This window comes from Thioalkalivibrio sp. ALJ4, assembly GCF_000377225.1.
Classification (GTDB): Bacteria; Pseudomonadota; Gammaproteobacteria; order Ectothiorhodospirales; family Ectothiorhodospiraceae; genus Thioalkalivibrio.
Genome location: NZ_KB897920.1, coordinates 58,456 through 78,091, shown reverse-complemented (window position 1 = coordinate 78,091; position 19,636 = coordinate 58,456). Strand labels below are relative to the sequence as shown.

General features: G+C 66.2%; 19 protein-coding genes. 12 read left to right on the top strand and 7 right to left on the bottom strand.

Annotated elements, in window-relative coordinates; all coding sequences use genetic code 11:
* Position 1 precedes the first annotated feature (1 nt).
* The 5 genes from C936_RS0111830 to C936_RS0111810 all read right to left on the bottom strand — a co-directional run bounded on the left by C936_RS0111830 (position 2) and on the right by C936_RS0111810 (position 6,445).
* A complete protein-coding gene (locus tag C936_RS0111830) occupies positions 2–1,462 on the bottom strand; it encodes an ABC transporter substrate-binding protein (protein ID WP_018649368.1) in 1,461 nt (486 codons plus the stop codon).
* Between the two features lie 189 nt (positions 1,463–1,651).
* On the bottom strand, positions 1,652–3,292 hold the full coding sequence (locus C936_RS0111825) for a sigma-54-dependent Fis family transcriptional regulator (RefSeq protein WP_018649369.1): 1,641 nt from the start codon (positions 3,290–3,292) through the stop codon (positions 1,652–1,654).
* Between the two features lie 143 nt (positions 3,293–3,435).
* Positions 3,436–4,275, bottom strand: a complete 840-nt coding sequence (locus C936_RS0111820; protein WP_018649370.1) for an ABC transporter permease — start codon at positions 4,273–4,275, stop codon at positions 3,436–3,438.
* Positions 4,272–5,555, bottom strand: a complete 1,284-nt coding sequence (locus C936_RS0111815) for an ABC transporter substrate-binding protein (RefSeq protein ID WP_018649371.1) — start codon at positions 5,553–5,555, stop codon at positions 4,272–4,274. The genes C936_RS0111820 and C936_RS0111815 overlap by 4 nt, the downstream gene beginning before the upstream one ends.
* 59 nt (positions 5,556–5,614) lie before the next feature.
* The gene (locus C936_RS0111810) at positions 5,615–6,445 is read right to left on the bottom strand and encodes an ABC transporter ATP-binding protein (RefSeq protein ID WP_018649372.1); all 831 of its coding nucleotides are present in this window, start codon (positions 6,443–6,445) and stop codon (positions 5,615–5,617) included.
* A 434-nt stretch (positions 6,446–6,879) separates the two neighbouring features.
* Between C936_RS0111810 and C936_RS0111805 the strand changes: the two genes are divergently transcribed.
* The 6 genes from C936_RS0111805 to C936_RS0111780 all read left to right on the top strand — a co-directional run bounded on the left by C936_RS0111805 (position 6,880) and on the right by C936_RS0111780 (position 11,579).
* A complete protein-coding gene (locus C936_RS0111805) occupies positions 6,880–7,428 on the top strand; it encodes an OsmC family protein (RefSeq protein ID WP_018649373.1) in 549 nt (182 codons plus the stop codon).
* Between the two features lie 33 nt (positions 7,429–7,461).
* Complete coding sequence (locus C936_RS0111800; protein WP_018139104.1) at positions 7,462–8,601, top strand: acyl-CoA dehydrogenase family protein; 1,140 nt, start codon at positions 7,462–7,464, stop codon at positions 8,599–8,601.
* Positions 8,602–8,668: 67 nt separating this feature from the next.
* Positions 8,669–9,049, top strand: a complete 381-nt coding sequence (locus C936_RS0111795) for a DUF302 domain-containing protein (protein ID WP_018649374.1) — start codon at positions 8,669–8,671, stop codon at positions 9,047–9,049.
* Positions 9,049–10,479, top strand: coding sequence for an FAD-dependent oxidoreductase (locus C936_RS0111790; RefSeq protein ID WP_018649375.1), 1,431 nt, complete (start codon positions 9,049–9,051; stop codon positions 10,477–10,479). Before C936_RS0111795 ends, C936_RS0111790 begins: the two co-directional genes overlap by 1 nt.
* A 132-nt stretch (positions 10,480–10,611) precedes the next feature.
* On the top strand, positions 10,612–11,238 hold the full coding sequence (locus tag C936_RS0111785) for a hypothetical protein (protein ID WP_018139101.1): 627 nt from the start codon (positions 10,612–10,614) through the stop codon (positions 11,236–11,238).
* A 26-nt stretch (positions 11,239–11,264) separates the two neighbouring features.
* The gene (locus C936_RS0111780; RefSeq protein ID WP_018139100.1) at positions 11,265–11,579 is read left to right on the top strand and encodes a DUF2007 domain-containing protein; all 315 of its coding nucleotides are present in this window, start codon (positions 11,265–11,267) and stop codon (positions 11,577–11,579) included.
* Positions 11,580–11,615: 36 nt separating this feature from the next.
* Here C936_RS0111780 and C936_RS0111775 read toward each other — a convergent pair whose 3' ends face one another.
* On the bottom strand, positions 11,616–12,401 hold the full coding sequence (locus C936_RS0111775) for a lytic transglycosylase domain-containing protein (protein ID WP_018139099.1): 786 nt from the start codon (positions 12,399–12,401) through the stop codon (positions 11,616–11,618).
* Positions 12,402–12,461: 60 nt separating this feature from the next.
* Between C936_RS0111775 and C936_RS0111770 the strand changes: the two genes are divergently transcribed.
* Genes C936_RS0111770 through C936_RS15055 form a run of 3 tightly spaced genes read left to right on the top strand, consistent with a single transcriptional unit; the run spans position 12,462 to position 14,183 of the window.
* The gene (locus tag C936_RS0111770) at positions 12,462–13,268 is read left to right on the top strand and encodes a biotin--[acetyl-CoA-carboxylase] ligase (protein WP_018649376.1); all 807 of its coding nucleotides are present in this window, start codon (positions 12,462–12,464) and stop codon (positions 13,266–13,268) included.
* Positions 13,261–14,010: a type III pantothenate kinase gene (locus C936_RS0111765; protein WP_018139097.1), complete on the top strand. Its 750-nt coding sequence runs from the start codon at positions 13,261–13,263 to the stop codon at positions 14,008–14,010. Before C936_RS0111770 ends, C936_RS0111765 begins: the two co-directional genes overlap by 8 nt.
* Positions 14,010–14,183 (top strand): hypothetical protein, encoded by a 174-nt coding sequence (locus C936_RS15055; protein WP_018649377.1) that lies wholly within the window; start codon positions 14,010–14,012, stop codon positions 14,181–14,183. The genes C936_RS0111765 and C936_RS15055 overlap by 1 nt, the downstream gene beginning before the upstream one ends.
* A gap of 1 nt (position 14,184) precedes the next feature.
* On the opposite strand, the gene C936_RS0111755 is transcribed toward C936_RS15055, so the two are convergent.
* Positions 14,185–15,795: a DUF255 domain-containing protein gene (locus C936_RS0111755; RefSeq protein ID WP_018649378.1), complete on the bottom strand. Its 1,611-nt coding sequence runs from the start codon at positions 15,793–15,795 to the stop codon at positions 14,185–14,187.
* A gap of 167 nt (positions 15,796–15,962) precedes the next feature.
* Between C936_RS0111755 and C936_RS0111750 the strand changes: the two genes are divergently transcribed.
* The 3 genes from C936_RS0111750 (at position 15,963) to lysS (ending at position 19,621) form a co-directional block, all read left to right on the top strand.
* A complete protein-coding gene (locus C936_RS0111750; RefSeq protein WP_018649379.1) occupies positions 15,963–16,910 on the top strand; it encodes a hypothetical protein in 948 nt (315 codons plus the stop codon).
* Positions 16,911–17,010: 100 nt separating this feature from the next.
* Positions 17,011–18,106, top strand: a protein-coding gene (gene prfB, locus C936_RS0111745; protein ID WP_155987368.1) for a peptide chain release factor 2 whose coding sequence is annotated in 2 segments (ribosomal slippage) — positions 17,011–17,082 and positions 17,084–18,106 — 1,095 coding nt in all. Because the reading frame shifts where the segments join, the coding sequence is not laid out codon by codon here.
* Between the two features lie 24 nt (positions 18,107–18,130).
* Positions 18,131–19,621, top strand: a complete 1,491-nt coding sequence (lysS, locus tag C936_RS0111740) for a lysine--tRNA ligase (RefSeq protein ID WP_018174505.1) — start codon at positions 18,131–18,133, stop codon at positions 19,619–19,621.
* Positions 19,622–19,636: the final 15 nt, after the last annotated feature.

Here is a 19,636-nt window from a genome sequence, read left to right as displayed (position 1 = left end):
CTTAGCTCCTGCGCATTTCGAAGCTTTCGAGATAGCCTTCCGGATCGGTGTAGTCGAACACCTTCCCCATGATCTCGAAGTTCTTGTAAGTGTCGCTCGGCGGTTCGTAGCCGAGCTCTTTCATCACCTCGGCACACTCGCTGGCGAGGAAGACATCCTCGGCGAGCCGGTTGTAGTCGAAGTCGCGACTCACATAGCCCCAGCGCTTCATCTGCGTGAGGATCCAGGTCGCCATCGAGTGCCAGGGGAACGGATCAAAGTCGATCCGGTGTGGGTCTTCCTTCACCTCTCCCAGGCCGTCGGCGTAGCGGCCGGTCAGCACCTGGCGGACTACGGGCTCCGGCTGGTTGAGATAGGAACGAGAGGAAATGACTTCGGCGATCTCGGCGCGGTTGTCGAGGTCGGACGAGTACTGGGTGGCATCGATCAGTGAACGGAACAGCGCCCCGAAGGTGTTCGGGTGTTCCTCGGCCCAGGCGGCCGAACAGGCGAAGGCGCAGCAGGGGTGCCCGTCCCAGATCTCCTTGGTCAGCATGTGAATGAAGCCGATCTCGTCCCAGACCGCGCGCTGGTTGAACGGGTCGGGCGCCAGATAGCCATCGATGTTCTCGGCGCGCAGGTTGGCGACCATCTCCGGCGGCGGGATCACGCGAATGCTGATGTCCTGATCCGGGTCCAGGCCGTGTTCCGCGACCAGATAGCGCAGCAGGAAGTTGTGGATCGAATATTCGAACGGGACCGCAAAGCGGAAGCCCTTCCAGTCCTTGGGATCGCGCTTGTCCTTGTGCTTGTTGTGCAGGGTGATCGCCTGACCGTTGATGTTCTCGATCGCCGGCATGATGAAGTGCTCGCGGCTGGACGAGCTGGTGCCCATCGTCATCGACAGCGGCATCGGCGAGAGCATGTGCGAGGCGTCGTATTCACCCGAGAGCGACATGTCGCGCGCGACCGCCCAGCCCGCCGTGTTGATCACGTCCACATCGAGGCCATAGCGCTCGTAGAAGCCCATCGGGTGGGCCATGATGATCGGCGTGGCACAGGTGATCGGCACGAAGCCGACGCGCAGCTTGGTCTTCTCCAGCGGTCCGCCGTCCTTGATGGCGGCTTTCACCTTGTCCAGTGGCATAACCGAACCCAGCGCCGCGGCCAGGGTGCCGCCACCCAGCATCTGCAGGAAGCGCCGCCGGTTGATCTCGTTGTGGCCGAACATTCCGCGCACCACCGCGCTCTCGACCGCGCGGTCGATCAGGGCCTCTTCGTCCAGCGTGTCCTGGGCCTTCTTCTCGGCGTGGTGAGGCTCGGTTGCGGCGAATTCGCCGTTGTCCATTCGGCGTTCGAGGTTGGGGTCGGCCGCGTCGAAGCAGCTGCACTGGCCCGGGCCGTGATGGCCGTGGCGGCAGGCGCTGTCGTGGCGGAGGTCCGAATTGGCGTCAAACGGGTCGCTTAGGCTCTTGGTCGGCATGGCGATGTTCTCCTGGGTGGACGGATTCAAATCGGGGCGGTTGCGCCGCCCATGCCTGAGGCTTTGCAGAAGCCATGCCAAGAAGGGAAACGACGACCTGTGGGAGTTGGCGGGGAGGTATCTGACGACACTTGGTCGACACTCTGGACAGAGTGGACAAAGTGTCCTTATTAATCGTCTTGATCGCTTCTAAGTGACTTCTATGCCGAGCTTTTTCAGGCGGTAGCGTAGCTGGCGCGGGGTCAGCCCCAGGCCGAGTGCGGCACGTGTCTTGTTGCCGCTGGATTGCTCGATGGCGCGCAGCAGACGCTCGGCCTCGGATGCATGGACACGCTGGTAGGGACGCACCACGCTGGTGCGCTGTGCGTCATCGTTGGGCGCCAGGGGTGCGGGATTGACCGCTGGCGGGGCAGCCGCCTCGGCGGGGGTTCGAGTGGGCTCGTGGGGGCTGATGCGCGATTCCTCGTGCAGGATCTCGTCGATCAGTGCCGTCGTGATGCGGCCGTCGCTGGAGAGCAGAACGGCGCGTTCCAGCACGTTCTCCAGTTGACGGATGTTGCCCGGCCAGTCGAACGCCTCCAGTCGTTCCAGCACGCGCTCGTCCAGCACCACGTTCCAGCCGTGCAGATGGGTGAAGCGGTCGAGGAAGTGCCGTGTCAGCAGGCGGATGTCGCTGGCCCGGTCGCGCAGGGCGGGCATGTGCAGCGGGATCACGTTCAGACGGTAGAACAGGTCGAGCCGGAACTCGCCCGCGTTGACGGCCGCCTGCAAGTTTTTGTGGGTGGCGGCCACGATGCGCACGTCCACAGGGATGTCACGATTGCCCCCGATTGGCTGGACCACGCGCTCCTGCAGGACGCGCAGGATCTTCGACTGCAACGCCTCCGGCATGTCGCCGATCTCGTCGAGGAACAGCGTGCCGCCGTCGGCCAGCGCGATCTTCCCGGTCTTGGCGCTGCTGGCACCGGTGAATGCCCCCTTTTCGTGGCCGAACAGCTCCGACTCCAGCAGGTCGGCCGGGATGGCCGCGCAGTTAAGCGATATAAAGGGGCGGGCGTTGCGCTGGCTGATCCGGTGGATCATGCGCGCGACCTTCTCCTTCCCGGTCCCCGAGTCCCCGGTGATCAGGACCGTGGCCTGGGTATCCGCGATGCGGTGCACCTGCTTGAGCACATGCTTGAGGGCGGGGCTCTCGCCGAGGATGCCGTACTGCCCGCCCTGGGTATCCAGCGCACTTTTCAGGTAGCGGTTTTCCGATACCAGTTCGGCGGTGCGCTCGGCGATCAGCTGGTTAATGCGCAGGACCTGGCCGATCATGCTGGCGATCACGCGCAGCACATTCAGGTCGTCCTGGAACTGGCGCGAGCGTCGGCGCAGGCGGTGCACGCCAAGTACACCGATCGCGTGTTCGTCCTGCACGATGGGTACGGCGATATAGGCGACCGTCTCCTGCGGCAGGGTGGCGCGGTCGATTGCGCGGGCCAGGTATTCCGGCTCGTTGTCGATATCCTGGATCAGCGCGATCTGGCTGGTCTTCATCACGCGCCCGGTCACGCCCTCGCCAAGGCTGTAGCGGCCCCGTTCGCGCTCGGCATCGGTCAGCCCGTAGGCATGGCGGATCCGGAGCTTGCCGGTGTCCGGGTCCGGCAGCAGTACGCGGCCCCGGTTCAGCCCCAGCAATTGCGACATCATCCCGAGGATGCGGTAGATCGCGGCGTCGGGATCGCCCGAACGGCCCATCAGCTTGGCCACCTCCAGCAACAGGGTGATCTCCTGTTCGCGGGTGGCCAGGTCGGGTGCAGCCGGTTCGGAAAGCGAGTGCAGTGCCATGGGTGGGTATATGCAGAAAACCTGCCAGCCCGTATTTCCTGTCATAAGGCGGGCTGGCAGGCGGTTTTGTGGTCCGTTGTGGTGCCGTCTGCCTCGCCGCGGGGCGTGTATTGCACCGCGGCGAGGCTTGCGACTTATTAACGCTAGCTCTCGGCGTGGTAGCTGCTGCGCTTGATCAGGCGCACGCAGATCGCGTCGAGCATGTAGCCGATGATGCCAATCACCAGCACGAAGGCCGCCAGCTTGTCGTACTCCAGCGTGTCGCGGGCATCGTTGATCGCATAGCCCAGCCCGGAGGTGACACCGAGGTACTCCGCCGGAACCAGCACGATCCAGGCCACGCCCACCGCCAGGCGGATGCCGGCAAACACATCCTGGGCGATCGCGGGCATCACGATGTAGCGCAGGGTGTGGATCGGGTTGGCCCCGAGGTTGGAGCCGACCTTCAGCCACATCGGGTCGATGCGCTGGACGCCATGAGCCGTGGCGTAGGTAATCGGCCAGACCGCGGCGATCGCGATCAGGAAGATGATCGCCCCGTCCCAGGTGGCGAAGGCCAGCACCGCGATCGGCATCCAGGCCAGCGGCGAGATCATGCGCAGGAACTGGAACGGCACATGGGTGATCTGCTTCAGCGTCAGGAAGTAGCCGATCATTACGCCCAGCGGTACCCCGATGGCGATCGCGTAGAACAGGCCCCAGCCTACGCGGTACAGGCTGGACTCGATCGGTTTCCAGACGTTGCCGGAGCTGACCAGGTCCCAGAACGCCGTAAGGGTCGGCCCGGGGGCGAAGCTGGCGAACGCCATCGTGTCCTCGTTATTGGCGATCAGCCAGCCGCCCCACCACCACAGGGCGAAGAGCCCGGCGATGCCCACCGCCGGGTACTGCACCCGGCGCCGGACCTGATCCGCCAGCCGCAGGAACGGGATCATCCGTTCCAGGGCCGGGTTCAGCTCGTTCATCGTGGCTTCGCGGTTCATAGCGCGATCACCTCCTCACGCTCGAACGGCGAATCGAGGTTCACGCCGGGCGCGCCGTGCCAGGCGGTGTGCTTCTCCATCGCCTTTTTCACGAACTCGTAGTTCACTAGGTCGTCGGTCACGAAGTCGGGATCCAGGTCCTGAAGGAAGGTGGTGTCGCCACCGACCAGGGTCTCGTTCATCGCACTGACCAGATACTTCGTGGCGGACGGATAGGGCCAGGGCGAGAAGTCGATGCGACCGTTGCCCCAGTCGGCGTTGCGGATCGCGCCGCTGTCGGTGTAGGTGGAGTCGTTGGTGTAGTTGGTCATGGCCCGCTCGACCACGCCGGCCGGCATTGGCAGGTAGCCCTTGCCGTCACGCGAGAGCAGGGTGGCGACCGCCTTCTTGTCCTCCTGGATGGTGCCCTGCGCGCGGACCACGGCGTTCATGACCTTCTGCGTCCATTCCGGCTCGCGGTTGGTCAGGCGTTCGTTCATGCAAATCACGCAGCACGGGTGGTTTTTCCAGATGTCGCCGGTAAAGCGCAGCAGGTTGCCGTGGGCCAGCATCTCGCCCGCCGCGTTGAACGGCTCGGCCACGATAAAGGCATCGATAGAGCGTGCGGCCAGGGCCGGCGGCATGTCCGGCGGCGGCATCAGCATCAGGTTGACCTCGTGCGACTCCAGTGCCGCTCCCTGGTCGCGGATCACCGGGGTCAGACCGGCATCGCGCAGGGCCATTTGCATCACCACGTTGTGCATCGAGTACCAGTAGGGCACGGCAACGCTCTTGCCGCCGAGGTCCGAGAACTCCTTGACCTCCACATGGCGCCCGGTGACCACGGCCGACCCATTGATATGGGCCCAGGACATGATCTTGACCGGGAAATCGTTCTGATAGCGCATCCACAGGGGGATCGGCTTCAACAGGTGCACGAGATTGAAGCGGTTGGCCGCGAAGGACTCGATCAGCGGCGACCAGCCCCGGATCAATGTCGGATCGGCGACCTCCAGGCCCTCGTCCTCGAAATAGCCCTCGGAATGGGCCACCAGCAGGGCGGCGGCATCGGTGATCGGGATGTAGCCGATTCGCACCACGCCGTCGAAGTCACGGGTGATCCCTTCGGGCTCTTCCAGGCCGTCCGGCTCGGCGCCGAACAGCGACCCCGGCAGGGCGAGACCGGTACCGGCCAGCCCGCCGGCGGCGGCGGTGCGCAGGAAGTTGCGCCGCGAGAAATTGGTCGACAGCAGCTGGTCGAGCTCGCGGTCGATGTCGTGGTGGTGGTCGCAGTTGCACATGACGGTGGTTCCTTTTTTGACGATGACGGGGACGACGGGTATCGGTGGGTTGCGGGTATTCAGGCCGCGCGGATCCGTGCCGGACGACGGCTGGATTCGCTTTCGCTCTCGGATTCGGCGCGGGGTTGCACCCCGGAGCCGCCCGGGTGGCGGGTGGCGCCGAAGAACTCCATGAGCTCGCTCTTGAGATCCACGAACTGATGGCTGGCGCGATCACGGGGGTAGGGGAGTTCCACCTTCAGCTCGGCGGTGATCGTGCCGGGGTTGGAGCCCATCACCAGCACGCGGTCGGCCATGGCGACGGCTTCGTCGATGTCGTGGGTAACAAACACCACCGAGATGCCGCGTTCGCGTGCCAGGCGGGTGACCTCGTCCTGCAGAGCGACACGGGTGAAGGCGTCCAGTGCGGAGAACGGCTCGTCCAGCAGCAGCAGTTCCGGGTCCGTCGCCAGGCTGCGGGCCAGGGCGACACGCTGCTGCTGTCCCCCCGAGAGCGATTGCACGTTGACCTCGGCCTTGTCCGCCAGGCCCACCGTGTCCAGGAGCTGATCGATGCGGTCTTTCAGACCTTTCCGGCGACCCTGGAAGATCAGCCCCAGCGAGGCGTTCTTGCGCACGGTCATCCAGGGATACAGCGAAGGCTTCTGGAACATCATGTTCCAGCGCGGGCTGGGCTTGATGACCTGCTGGCCGTTGATGCGCACGCAGCCGTCGCTGGGCAGAAGCAGCCCGGCGAGCATGTGCAGCAGGGTCGATTTGCCGCAACCGCTCTGGCCGATCAGGGCGACCGTCTCGCCCGGTGCGACAGCGACCTCGATGTCCTTCAGGGTCGGCTGTTCCTGACCCGGATAGTGGTGGGTGATGTAGTCGATGGAGATGGCGGCGCCCATGGCATTTCCCTCGTAAGCCTGCGTTCATGTGCCGCCCGGTGGACGGCGCGTTCACAGGTCTCCTTACAAGGCGCGTGCCAAACCTCGCGATGTGAGCCCCACAGGGTTCACGGTCCCTCCGATAAATGGCGACGTGAAGCCGTTCCGCAGGTCTTGAATCGCGGCGGGGCTGGGACATCTGTTGGTGTCGAACAGCCTGGGGCGTCCGGTGGGTCGCGGACAAAGACGACAAAGTGTCCGGCTTGGCCGACAAAGCGGACACATCGTCCGGTCCGGGTGATTGGTCAATTTGTCGTGTTCAGGTGGAAATCGCTTCATGAAGCCGTTTTTCGGCGGTTGGCACAGCTTCTGCACTGTGCTGGTCGACCCGGGGCAATCCGGGACGGTCACCCAACCGGTGGCCCTAACCGCCAACCATTAAGAGGAGCTACACCATGTCCACTGCCGAAGCCACGACCACCCTGTCCATGAACGCGCTGGAGCCGATCGACCAGAAGGGTCTTAACGACCTGGCCACCAAGGGCAAGGCCAACCCGGAGAGCATCGTCACTCTGAAGGCCACCACGGTCTGCGAGGGCAAGTTTCGCAACCTGACCTACGTGCGCGATCTGGATGCGCATGTGATCGACGAGCCGCCGCACCTGCTGGGCGACGACACCGCCCCCAACCCCTCCGAGGCCGTGCTGGCCAGCCTGGGTGCCTGCCTGTCGGTCGGCATGCACGCCAATGCCATCGACCGCGGCATCACGCTGACCAAGCTGGAACTGACCCTGGAGGGCGACATCAACGTGACCGCTGTCTGGGGTGTGGGCGATACCGACGTCAACAAGCGCCTCGGCTTCACCGATATCCGCGTGAAGGCGCACCTGGAGGGTGATGCCAGCGAGGAGCAGCTGAAGGAGCTGGTGGCCCATGCCGACTTCTGGTCGCCCGTGGCCAACACCATGCGCAACCCGGTTGGTGTCAGCGTCGAGCTGGCCTGAACCACCTGCCATCCCGAACGGGAGAGAGAACCCATGTTGCAGACCCGTACTGACGAACAGACGGGGGTGTCGCCGGCCGCAGGGCCGGCAGACGCCGATGCCCCGCTGAAGGCGCTGGTGGAACGCGAACTGGCGCCGCTAACCGCCCGTATCGACCGCGAAGGCGTCTACCCCGAGAATTTCCTGCGCGAGGCCGGGCGCCTCGGCGCATTCAATCGCCACCTGGCCAGCCAGAACGCGACCGGTACGACCGATATTGCCGGCGCGATCCGTGCGACTGAGGTGATCTCGGCCGAGTGCATGACCACAGGCTTTGTGGCCTGGTGCCAGAACGCCTGCGCCTGGTACGCGGAGAACAGTGACTCCGACGTGCTCAAGCGCGAGGCCCTGCCGAAGCTGGCCAATGCCGAGGCGCTGGGCGCGACCGCTCTGTCCAATCCGATGAAGTGGTTCGCCAACATCGAGGAATTGAAGCTGAATGCCGAGCGAGTCGATGGCGGCTATATCGTCTCCGGCGCGCTGCCCTGGGTGTCCAACCTGGGCGAGGACCATTATTTCGGCGCGATCTTCCGTACCACTGATGCCAACCCGCGTCCGTTGATGGCGCTGATCAACTGTGCCGATCCCGGTTTCAGCCTGACGGCCTGCCCCGAGTTCACCGCGCTGGAGGGCTCGCGCACCTTCGGTTGCCACTTCGACCGGGTGTTCGTGCCGGATGCCCATATCCTTGCGGACCCTCTGCCGGAGTACATCCGCCGCATTCGCCCCGGTTTTGTGCTGCTGCAGATGGGCATGGGGCTGGGCCTGATCGATGGCTGCATCGAGACCATGCGCGAGTCCAACGAGACCCTCGCGCACGTGAATGGCTATCTGGATGACCAGGTCGGCGAGCTGGAGGAGGCCCTGGCGGATGCCCGCAGTGCCTGTTACGCGCTGTCGGAGACACCGTTCGATGACTCCGAGCGCTTCTTTGCCGATGTGCTGCAGATGCGACTGACGGGCTCCGAGCTCTCGCTGCGCGCCTCGCAGTCGGCCCTGCTGCACTGCGGCGCGCGGGGCTACAAGGCGGACGCGGCGGCCCAGCGCAAGCTGCGCGAGTCGTACTTCGTCGCCATTGTGACGCCCGCGATCAAGCACCTGCGCAAGGAGCTTGCGCGGATCCACGCGCACTGAACCGGTGCCCTCGAACCCGCGTGGCCCCGGTGAAGCCGGGACCGCGCCCCGAATGCAAGGAATCCCCATGTTGGAAATCACCACCCGACTGGACCCCGAGACCGCCGTGGAACGGCTAAAACAGGCGATCGAAGCCCAGGGACTGAAGCTGGTCTCGCACATCAACGGCCAGGCCAATGCGGCAAAGATCGGGGTCGAGGTCCCTACCGACCAGATCCTCGAGGTCTTTCACCCGAGCTACGCGGTGCGCGTGTGGCAGGCCTGCAAGCCGGCCGGCATCGATATCCCGCTGCGCATCCATGTGTCGGGTCACGGCGATGTCCTGCGTGTTAGCACGCGTTCGGCGCGCGATGTGTTTGCGCCCTGGGCGAGTCCCGAGCTCGACACCATTGGCGCGGAGCTGGATCCGAAGCTGCAGGCGATTCTGGACACTCTGGAGGCCGCGTGATGACTACCGAAACCGACGACTACAAGCGCTATATCTGCAAGGTCTGCGGCTATATCTACGACGAGGCGAAGGGTGATCCCGACTCCGGCCTCGAGCCGGGCACCCGCTTCGAGGACATCCCCGAGGACTGGTACTGCCCGGACTGCAACGTGACCAAGGCGGACTTCAGTCCCTTCGAGCCGCGGGCCGAGTCCACCGACGCGGTCTCCGCCGCAAGCGCCTGGAGTGGCCCGCGCGGCGACGATCCCGACGCGGTCGTGATCGTGGGTGCCGGCATGGCCGGCTGGGCCCTGGCCGAGCGCCTGCGGGAGCAGGACCCGCGCCGCACCATCCGCATGATTACCGCGGACAGTGGCGACTATTACACCAAGCCGCGGCTGTCGAACGCGTTTGGCCGCGAGACCGCGCTCGACGAACTGGTCGAGGAGGGCGGGCAGCAGCGCGCGGGGCGTCTGGGTGTGGAGCTGATGCCGTTTCTGCGCGTGCTGGGCATCGATCGCGACCGCCAGCGTGTGATCACGGCCCGGGGGGGTATCCCCTATGGCCAGCTGGTGCTGGCCACCGGTGCCCGCCCGCGCCGCATCGAGTTTCCGGGGGACGCGCCGGCCCCGCTGGCCGTGAACACCCTGGATGACTACTGTCTGCTGCGCGAGGCACTGGAAGCGCCGGGAAAGAGCCCGGCCGAGACGCCGGTGGCCATCATTGGGGCGGGTCTGGTGGGCTGCGAGCTGGCCGATGACCTGGCCAGGGGAGGTTTCCCGGTCACGCTGATCGAATGCGCCACACAACCACTCGCGGGGCTGTTGCCGTTGCCCATGAGCCGGGACCTCGCCGCAGCCCTGGAGAAGAGTGGTGTCGATTTGCGGCTGGATGCCAATATCGTTGGCCTGAACAAGGGAGGGCCGGGGACGACCATCGAGCTGCAGGACGGCGAACCGGTCCAGGCGGCGGTGGTGCTGTCCGCACTGGGGCTTGAGGGTCAGAACGACATCGCCCGGGCGGCTGGTCTGGACTGCGGCCTCGGGGTCCGCGTGAATGCACAACTGGCGACCTCCGATGCGGCGATCTTTGCCCTCGGCGACGGCTGCGAGTTTGCCGGCCGGTTGCGCCCGTACGTGGAGACGCTGCGCGACCAGGCGGCGGTGCTGGCTCGAACCCTCGGTGGCGACGTGACGGAGTATGTGCCCGGACCCGGTACGGTCCAGGTGAAGACCACAAGCCTGCCCCTGAATGTCTGTCCGCCGCGCGACGTCGCTCGAGGCGCTTGGGTCGAGACTGAATCCACTCCCTCCGGTCGCCAGCTGGAGTTCCATGCCGACGGTGTGCTGGCCGGGTTCGCGGTGTCAGGGTCCCTGGCGCGGCGCGCGGCCGACCTGGAGGCCCGGCTGGGACAACCCGTGGGTGCCGAGCGGCCGCGCATGGCCAGCTAACAGGTGAGATGGCCGTTGGCGGCAAGGCCCCGGCCGGCGTGGAAGAACCGAGTGCTGTACGGGGTGTTCGTTATACTGGGGCGCTGATGCATTTACGCGATGGCCGTTCCATCGTCGGCAGGAGAGAACGCCTTGGCCAGTTTTACGATCACCTTGCATGCCCGCGCGGCGGACGAGCCCGAAATTCAGCGCGTGTCCGTGACTGCGGGCGAGGACGAAGAGCTGCCGGAGTACGGCCAGGTCTGGGTATGGGACATCCTCTACGCCCAGCAGCTGTTTGCCCTAGGCGAGACGCAGACGGCTCAGCAGCTGAAGGAGGCCCTGGAGCTGTGGGCCGTGAATATGTCCAGCAAGGTATTCCAGCCGCATGGCCACATCCTGGCGAAGGGCTACCTGGACCTGTCGGAAGACCTGAAGCTGATCAGCGGTGAAGAGGAACGCCCGGTCGCGGCTGACGGTGATCGCGAGATCGTCGTGACCGTGACCGGTCAGGCCGGCCAGCTGCCGGATGTCGCGGTCAGCCCGGAGGCGCTCGAGGCCGAGGAGCGCAAGAACCTCGTGCTGGGCCTGGGGCAGTTTTTCAATTTCGACAACCCGATGTTTGCGCGCGAGCTGCCGATCCATGTGCTCGCGATGCGCAAGTATCACGCCGACGTCCATGAGCCGCACACCCGCGAGGCCCTCGACGAGGCCCCGTTCTATGCCATCCAGAAGGCGATGGAATACTTCCAGGCAGCCAACCAGGGCACGGTGCAATAGGACGTACTGACTGCTAGGGTCGGGTCATGCGTACCGTTTACACCGCTGCCGACCCGGTGATGGCCGGGTTCATCGAGAATCTCCTGAAGGAGGCCGGCATCCCCGCTTATGTCGCCCAGGCCGGGCTTTATGGCGCCGCCGGCGAGATCCCGCCGACCGAGTGCTGGGGGCGGGTGATGGTGGTGCACGAGGCCCAGGCCGAGCAGGCCCGCGAGCTGATCGTGGAGTACCTGGAAGGCGAGCCGGAGCACGACGGGAAGGAATGGAAGTGCTCGCGTTGCGGCGAGCGGATCGAGCCGCAGTTCACCCAGTGCTGGAACTGCGGGCGCGAGCGGCGCTGATTCTCCACCACTAGTCCGCTACGCAGGGCGTCTTTACTAGCGAATCCCGTTACCCGAGCCGTACTGGGCCCGTACCCGCTGGATGTAGGTCTGGGTTTCGGGGAAGGGCGGTACGCCGCCATGACGCTCCACCGCCCCGGGGCCCGCGTTGTAAGCGGCCAGGGCCAGGTCCAGATCCCCGTCGAAACGCTGCAGCATCTCGGCCAGGTAGCGCGTGCCGCCATGGATGTTCTGGGCTGGGTCGAAGCGGTCGGTCACGCCCAGGTCGGCGGCGGTGGCCGGCATCAGCTGCATCAGGCCGTGCGCACCCACCCGCGAGACGGCCTCGGGGTCGAAGCAGGACTCGACGTGAATCACGGACTGTACCAGGGCCGGGTCGACACCGTTGTGACCCGCGGCGGCGCGGATCAGCTCGGCGAACTCGCCACCGCCGCTGGCCAGGGCCTGGCGGGCCCTTTCGCCGCAGCGCGCCCGGGCTGTCGGGCGGCCGTAGGTGGCGATCAGGTTCATGTTGGCGTTTTGGCTCCGCTGGTTGGTGACCAGACGCTGGCCGTCCGGGCCCTCGAACACGAAGATCTCGCTGGGCGACCAGCTACCCCCTGAAGCCGTTCCGCTCTGGCTGGCAGAGGTGCCGGGACGCTGGGGCGAAGGCACGGTCTCGTACTCGATGCCCTCGGGGCGCTGGTCCGTAATCACGCGGGCACCCGTGGCGTCGTAGTAGGTGTAAAGGTCGGCCTGGGCGGGCAAGGCGAGGACGCCGGCGGCCAGCAGCAACGCCGGCAGTCCGCCCGCGAAACGCTTACCATATGCACGATTGCGCAACCGAATCCCCCCCTTGTCGCCCACGTCCGAATGAACGCTCCCCAGACGACCGATCCCATTATGGCGCCGGAAACTGCGCAACTGGAAGGGCTGCTGCGCGAGACCCTGGCGGGAACCGCGCTGGAACCGCCGCGGGTGGAGGTGCTGGAACGGGTGGATTCCACCAATGCACGACTGCTCGACCCCGCGCAGATGCATGCCGGCCCCAGGGTGTGTCTGGCGCGCGAGCAGCTGGCTGGGCGGGGGCGACGAGGCCGGGCCTGGGTGGCGCCCCCGGATGCCGGCCTGGCCCTCTCGCTCTCCTGGCCGATTGCCGCCAACCAGCCGGTGCCTGCGGCCTATCCGGTCGGCGTGGGGATCGGGGTCATCCGCGCGCTGGAGGCGCTCGGTGTGGAAGGCCCGGGTCTCAAGTGGCCGAACGACCTGGTGGTAGGCGCTGCGAAGCTGGGCGGTATCCTGGTCGAGCAGCGGCTTCCCCGGCCGGATCGGCCCGGGCGCCTGGTGGTGGGGGTCGGGCTCAATCGCCGGGGTTCCGGAGCGCTCGGCCTGGATCGCGAGGTGACCGACCTGGAAGCCCTGTCAGACGGGCAGGGGCCCGACTGGCTGGCGCTGGCGGCCGAGGTGACAGGCTGGCAGATGCGCCTGCATTCGCTGCTGATGGCACAGGGGCTGGCGGCGCTGGCGGACGATCTCGACCGCCTCGATGTGCTGGCCGGACGCCCCATCCAGGTACCGGATACGGGCCTGTCGGGCATTGCCCGGGGCATTTGCCTGGATTCGGGGCGTCTGCGCGTCGAGGATGAGGCGGGCGTCCTGCATCATCTCGACGCAGGAGAAGTATCCATCCGGAGGGCTGGGCATGCCTGACTGCGCGCTGATCGACATCGGCAGTACCCGAATCAAGTGGCAGCGCCGCGACGCGGCCGGTCATGTGCTGGACGAGGGCACAAGCCTCGCGATTGATGATTGTGCTCAGGCGCTGAAAGACGCTGGTCTGGCGATCTGGGCCGCCCGTGTCGGCAGCCCGGAGCGCCAGGCGGCGCTGGAAGACGCGGTGGGGGCGGCGGTACCCATCCACTGGGTGGGAACGCACGGGGGCGGGCGCTATGGCGTGCGCAGTGATTATGCCGAAGGCCAGCTGGGTGTGGATCGCTTCTGTGCACTGGTGGCGGCCCGGGCGGAAGGGCCGGGGCCCTGCGTGCTGGTGGATGCGGGAACCGCGATTACGGTCGACCTGCTGGATGCCGAGGGTCGGCATCGGGGCGGGTACTTGCTGCCGGGGCGACAGCTGGGCTGGGATTCGCTGCAGGCCCGGCTGGCCGACCGCGTCGCTCCGCGCGATCCGGGTGGCTGGCCCGCGACCCTCGACTCGACACCGGGGCTTGGTAGCGAACAGGGCCTGGAGCGCGGACTGACGCTGGGTCTCTCCGGCGCGGTCGATCGCCTGATCGTCGAGGCCCGCACCCACCTGGGCAATGACACCGTCTGCTGGCTACACGGTGGGGATGCATCCTGGCTTGCCGGGCAGCTCACCGAATTCGTCACTCTGCGCGAGAACCTCGTGCTGGAAGGCCTGTGGCAGATTGCACGCGCGGAGGGGGGCTCGTGATGCGCTGGTTCGTCGTGCTGTTGCTGCTGGCGAATCTTGCCCTGTTTGGCTGGAGCTGGCAGCAGGGGCACTGGAACGGCGACCCTTACGCCGACGTGCCCCCACCGGAGCGGGGTACGCAGATGCTCGACGAGGGCGATGTGCGGATTCACCCGCTCGACGGGGGCGACTAGGTCAGTCGTCCAGTCCCGGGATGCCGGCGCGCAGGGCCTGGAAGCCGATGGCCACGTCGTCGGGATCGGCGCCGGGTTCGATGTGCAGCCGCGCGCGAACCTTCTCCGGATCGATGTGGGATTCTTCTACGATCTCTTCCGGCAGACGGTGCAGCCACCAGGCCAGTGCAGCCTGACTGCGCGTCTCTGACCACGGTTCAAGGTCCGATCCGACACGCTCGGCGTGCGCCTCCAGCTCCTCGTCAAAGAACGGTTTCAGGCGGTCCAGCGCGGCGACCGGATCGGGCAGATCGGGCTTCTCGCCCTCCAGCGCCTCGATCGCGCGGGCCAATTCGAGGCGGGCGATCTCCGGCCAGATCTGTGCGGGCAGGTATCCCTCCATCGCCGGGCGCCCGTCGGCGGTGATGCCGTGCAGGAAGCCGGCCTCTGTGCCCAGGTACCGGTCCAGGGCCTGCATGGCCTCGCGCGCCCAGTCGAGGGTGTCCTCGTCCTCCATGAACCGGGCCATGTTGGCCAGGGCGGCAATCGCCTGGCCGGAGCTGTCCGCATAGGTGTTGCGGTCCACCCGCGGGGGATCGGTCTCCAGCCGTTCTTCCGGGTCGAGCTGGTAGTAGTCGCGATCCGCATACTGGCTATTGCCGAAGCGCGACTGAGCCTCGTCCCAGAGCTGGTCGCGCAGATAGTCGCGAATACCGCGGGCGAATTCGGCGTGATGTTCCTTGCCGAAGCGCTCGTAGGCCTCGGCATACAGCCAGAGGAACGCGGCGTTCTGGTCCAGTCGTTTGGAGGTTTCGAGGGCCAGGACCGGATCGCGTTGATCCCAGTCGTGGAAAAAGAAGAATCCTCCCTCCACTCCGTCGTACAGGTCGGCGGCGATCTGGTCGAGCATGGCGGGCATGCGGTCTTCCCAGTCCGCCTCGTCGAGCAGGAAGCGATAGGTCCAGGGCTGCGGGCGTTTGCTCAGCGTGCCGAAGGCCGCGCTCCCGCTCAGGCGGTGGCCGGAGCGGTCGTAGACCTCGTCGAGCATCTCGCGGAAGCGGTCGAGGTCATTGATCGCGGCGTCGTCCGGCGTGATCTCGCGGCCGGTGACCGAGAACATGTCCCGCTGGGCCTCCAGGATGCCCTGCAGGTCGCGCGGATTCACATGCCCGGTAAAGCGGGTCAGCATCTCGTCCTCGTGGTTCACGATCACCACAAACGGCAGACCCCGACCACCGTAGCGGCGGAACAGGTCGGCGCGCTCGTCGAGGTCGACCAGGACCGGGATGTAGTGCTGATCGATGGTGTCGACGACGTCGGGGTTCTCCAGCGACTCGTCCTGGAAGTCGCGGCACCAGGTGCACCACTGCCCGTGAAAGTAGAAGAAGATCGGCCGTTCGAGCTCCTTCGACTCCTCGAACAGTTCGCTGTCCCAGGACTGCCAGTCGATCTGGGAGCCTTCCGGGTAGTCATCCACCTCGAAACCGTTGTCGGGCCCGTTATCCGGGGCCTCGGCGGGTCCGGCCGCGCCTTGAGCACCAACAATGCCCGCAAGGCCCAGCAGAACAAGGCCCAGGACGGGACTGGTCCACCCGCCGATGGTGGCGACTGCAAAAAATTTGTGCTCGTCCATGGCGCACCTGGAGATTTGGGCTGCTTACTACGGTAGACCACAATCAAGGGGTTGCCGTTCCTCGGGAGACATCCGCCTCGGTGGTAGCATGGCCGTGGATCAAGCCACGGGGGGATCGAGATGCGCCTTTGCAGGGGAGGGACGGCCGCGACGAGGGGAGACCCGAGATGGCGAGGGTGACGCTTCTGCTGCCCGGATTGTTTCGGCGTGCCGAGGCGGCCTTGCCGAAGGACGGCGAGGATCCCCCGGGAATCCGGCATCTGGCGCGCTGGCTGGGCCGAGCACGCCCGCTGGTAGCTGCGCCGGCGGATGCCCGGGAGGGCTGGGAGGTCCAGCTCGCGCGGCGGCTGGGCTTCGAGCAGCCGGTCTCGGGATCGCGCCTGTGGCTGGCCTGGCCCGTGCGGCTGACGCCCGGGATGAAGGACCTGGTCGCGGATCCGGTCTTCGAGGTCCACCGGGAAGAGCGCGAGGCGCTGTGGGAGGCCGCGCGTCCGGATCTGGAAGCGGCGGGGGCCACGCTGCGGCTGTCGTCGGCTGGGCTGTGGCTCCTGGAAATGGAGGGCGAGGGGGATGGAGCGGGCGAGCCGCCCTCAGCGGGCTGGGGTCGCTCGATGAGCCGGGGTGCGATGGACAGTGACGTCGCGCGCCGTCTGCAGGTCCTAAACAACGCCCTGCAGATGACCTGGTTCCAGCATCCGGTGAACCAGGCGCGCGAGCAATCCGGGCGCGAGCCCGTTCACGGGCTGTGGTTCTGGTCACCGGGGCGTCCAGAGGGCGCCACGGCCGTGCGCGCGGTCTGTGGCGGTGGGCCTGTCGCGCACTTTCTGGCGGACTGGACGGCGCTTGATTGGAATCCGGATCCGGCCGCCGCGGCGGAGGCGGTGCGCGATACCGTCGTGGTACTGGATGCCCTGGCAGGCGCGCGCGATCTCGAACGCCATGCGGAGGTGATGCAGTCCCTGGCCGATGACGTCGTACGGCCTCTGCTGCCTCTGCTTCGGAAGGGACACCTGGAGGCGCTGGAGTTTCACGATCCGCTTGCGCGCTCGGAGCCGCCCAGGGTGCTGGAACGCCGGGACAGCCTGGCCTTCTGGCGGCGCGCGCGAGTCCTCTGACGCACCCCGTCCGGTTGGACCCGAGTGCGCCAGACGCCGGGTCAGGGGTGTTATAATGCGCGGCTTTTCTGCCCACCCGCACACCGGAAATCGACGCATCATGGAACTGAATCCGCTGTATACCCAGATTGATGACCTGAAAGGCCGCCTGGAAGGCCTTAGGGGGTATCTTTGACTACCCGGTCAAGGAAGAACGCCTAGAAGAGGTCCAGCGCGAACTGGAAAACCCGGACATCTGGAACGACCCGGATCGTGCGCAGGCGCTGGGCAAGGAACGCGCCCAGCTCGAGAACATCGTCGTCAACATCCGCGAGATCGGCACGCAGCTGGCCGACAGCCGCGACTTGCTGGAGATGGCCGAGGCCGATGACGATGCCGAGACGGCAGCGGCGGTGGAGGCCGACGTCGCGGCCCTGACCGCGCGGGTCGAGGCACTGGAGTTCCGGCGCATGTTCTCCGGCGAGATGGACGAGGCCAACGCCTATCTCGACATCCAGGCCGGCTCCGGCGGCACCGAGGCCCAGGACTGGGCCAACATCCTGTTGCGCATGTACCTGCGCTGGGCCGAGAACCACGGCTTCAAGACCGAGATCATCGAGCTCTCCGAGGGCGATGTCGCCGGTATCAAGAGTGCGACTGTGCGTATCGAGGGCGAATACGCCTTTGGCTGGCTGCGCACCGAGACCGGCGTGCACCGCCTGGTGCGCAAGTCGCCGTTCGACTCGGGCAATCGCCGGCACACCTCGTTCGCGTCGGTGTTCGCCTCGCCGGAGGTGGACGACAGCTTCGAGATCGAGATCAACCCGGCCGATCTGCGCGTGGATACCTACCGCGCCTCCGGGGCCGGTGGGCAGCACGTCAACCGGACTGAGTCGGCCATCCGCATTACCCACGAGCCCTCCGGCATCGTGGTGGCCTGCCAGAACGACCGCTCGCAGCACAAGAACCGCGACACGGCGATGAAGCAGCTGAAGGCCAAGCTCTACGAGATGGAGATCCAGAAGCGCAACGCCGAGAAGCAGGCGGCCGAGGACGCCAAGTCCGATATCGGCTGGGGCAGCCAGATCCGTTCGTATGTGCTCGACCAGTCGCGGATCAAGGACCTGCGCACCAGCGTGGAGGTCGGCAACACCCAGGCCGTGCTCGACGGCGACCTGGATCAGTTCATCGAAGCCAGCCTTAAGAGTGGGCTGTAACGCTTTCTTTTACCGGGATTCCCGATGACCGAGATTACCGACGAGAACAAGCTGATCGCCCAGCGTCGCGCCAAGCTGAACGAGCTGCGCGAGGCCGGCCCGGCCTTCCCCAACGACTTCCGCCGCGATGCCCTGGCGGCCGATCTGCACGCCGCGCATGACGACACCGAAGGCGAGGCGCTGGAGGGGCAGGGGATCCGCGTGACCGTGGCCGGGCGCATGATCGGCAAGCGCGTGATGGGCAAGGCGAGTTTTGTCCGCCTGCGCGACCAGTCCGGGGATATCCAGCTGTTCGCCCAGCGTGACAGCCTGCCGGAGGGTGCCTACGCGGCCTTCAAGCACTGGGACCTGGGCGATATCGTCGGCGGGCAGGGCACGCTGTTCAAGACCAAGACCGGCGAGCTGACGGTCCAGTTGGACGAGCTGCGCCTGCTGACCAAGAGCCTGCGCCCGCTACCGGAGAAGTTCCACGGCCTGACCGACCAGGAACAGCGCTACCGCCAGCGCTACGTGGACCTGATCACCAGCCCGGACAGCCGCGAGCTGTTCCGCACCCGCACCCGGATCGTGCGCTACATCCGCGAGTACTTCGAACGCGAGGACTTCATCGAGGTGGAGACCCCGATGATGCAGGTGATCCCGGGCGGCGCGACCGCGCGGCCGTTTGCCACGCACCACAATGCGCTGGACATGCCGCTGTATCTGCGTATCGCGCCGGAGCTGTATCTGAAGCGCCTGGTCGTCGGCGGCTTCGAGAAGGTCTTCGAGATCAACCGCAATTTCCGCAACGAGGGGCTGTCTACCCGGCACAACCCCGAGTTCACCATGCTCGAGTTCTACGAGGCCTTCGTCGACTACCACGCGCTGATGGACCGCACCGAGACGCTGCTGCGCGGGCTGTGCGAGAACGTGCTGGGCACGACCACCATCGAGTACCAGGGCGAGACCTACGATTTCGGTCAGCCGTTCACGCGCATGACGGTGCGCGAGGCGATCCTCGAGCACAACCCGGAGATCACCAGCGAGGACCTGGCCGATATCGACAAGGTACGCGCCCACTGCGAGCGCCTGGAGATCCCGATCAAGGCGAGCTTCGGCCTCGGCAAGCTGTGGACCGAAATCTTCGAGTACACCGCCGAGAACAAACTGCGTCACCCGACCTTCATCACCGCCTATCCGACCGAGGTCTCGCCGCTGGCGCGGCGCAACGACGAAGACCCGTTCGTGACCGACCGCTTCGAGCTGTTTGTCGGCGGGCGCGAGATCGCCAACGGCTTCTCCGAGCTCAACGACCCCGAGGACCAGGCCGAGCGCTTCCAGGCCCAGGTCGCGGAGAAGGACGCCGGCGACGACGAGGCGATGCACTATGACGCCGACTACATCCGCGCCCTGGAATACGGCCTGCCACCCACGGCCGGCGAGGGCATCGGCATCGACCGCCTGGTGATGCTGCTGACCAACAGCGCCTCCATCCGCGATGTGCTGCTGTTCCCGCACCTGCGCCCGGAGGCCTGAAGCCGCCCTTTCTCC

What these genes read in the sequence shown, in the direction of transcription:
- C936_RS0111830 (WP_018649368.1), bottom strand. Translation starts at nt 1,462, where the DNA reads ATGCCGACCAAGAGCCTAAGCGACCCGTTTGACGCCAATTCGGACCTC.
- C936_RS0111825 (WP_018649369.1), bottom strand. Translation starts at nt 3,292, where the DNA reads ATGGCACTGCACTCGCTTTCCGAACCGGCTGCACCCGACCTGGCCACC.
- C936_RS0111820 (WP_018649370.1), bottom strand. Translation starts at nt 4,275, where the DNA reads ATGAACCGCGAAGCCACGATGAACGAGCTGAACCCGGCCCTGGAACGG.
- C936_RS0111815 (WP_018649371.1), bottom strand. Translation starts at nt 5,555, where the DNA reads ATGTGCAACTGCGACCACCACCACGACATCGACCGCGAGCTCGACCAG.
- C936_RS0111810 (WP_018649372.1), bottom strand. Translation starts at nt 6,445, where the DNA reads ATGGGCGCCGCCATCTCCATCGACTACATCACCCACCACTATCCGGGT.
- C936_RS0111805 (WP_018649373.1), top strand. Translation starts at nt 6,880, where the DNA reads ATGTCCACTGCCGAAGCCACGACCACCCTGTCCATGAACGCGCTGGAG.
- C936_RS0111800 (WP_018139104.1), top strand. Translation starts at nt 7,462, where the DNA reads ATGTTGCAGACCCGTACTGACGAACAGACGGGGGTGTCGCCGGCCGCA.
- C936_RS0111795 (WP_018649374.1), top strand. Translation starts at nt 8,669, where the DNA reads ATGTTGGAAATCACCACCCGACTGGACCCCGAGACCGCCGTGGAACGG.
- C936_RS0111790 (WP_018649375.1), top strand. Translation starts at nt 9,049, where the DNA reads ATGACTACCGAAACCGACGACTACAAGCGCTATATCTGCAAGGTCTGC.
- C936_RS0111780 (WP_018139100.1), top strand. Translation starts at nt 11,265, where the DNA reads ATGCGTACCGTTTACACCGCTGCCGACCCGGTGATGGCCGGGTTCATC.
- C936_RS0111770 (WP_018649376.1), top strand. Translation starts at nt 12,462, where the DNA reads ATGGCGCCGGAAACTGCGCAACTGGAAGGGCTGCTGCGCGAGACCCTG.
- C936_RS0111765 (WP_018139097.1), top strand. Translation starts at nt 13,261, where the DNA reads ATGCCTGACTGCGCGCTGATCGACATCGGCAGTACCCGAATCAAGTGG.
- C936_RS15055 (WP_018649377.1), top strand. Translation starts at nt 14,010, where the DNA reads ATGCGCTGGTTCGTCGTGCTGTTGCTGCTGGCGAATCTTGCCCTGTTT.
- C936_RS0111755 (WP_018649378.1), bottom strand. Translation starts at nt 15,795, where the DNA reads ATGGACGAGCACAAATTTTTTGCAGTCGCCACCATCGGCGGGTGGACC.
- C936_RS0111750 (WP_018649379.1), top strand. Translation starts at nt 15,963, where the DNA reads ATGGCGAGGGTGACGCTTCTGCTGCCCGGATTGTTTCGGCGTGCCGAG.
- lysS (WP_018174505.1), top strand. Translation starts at nt 18,131, where the DNA reads ATGACCGAGATTACCGACGAGAACAAGCTGATCGCCCAGCGTCGCGCC.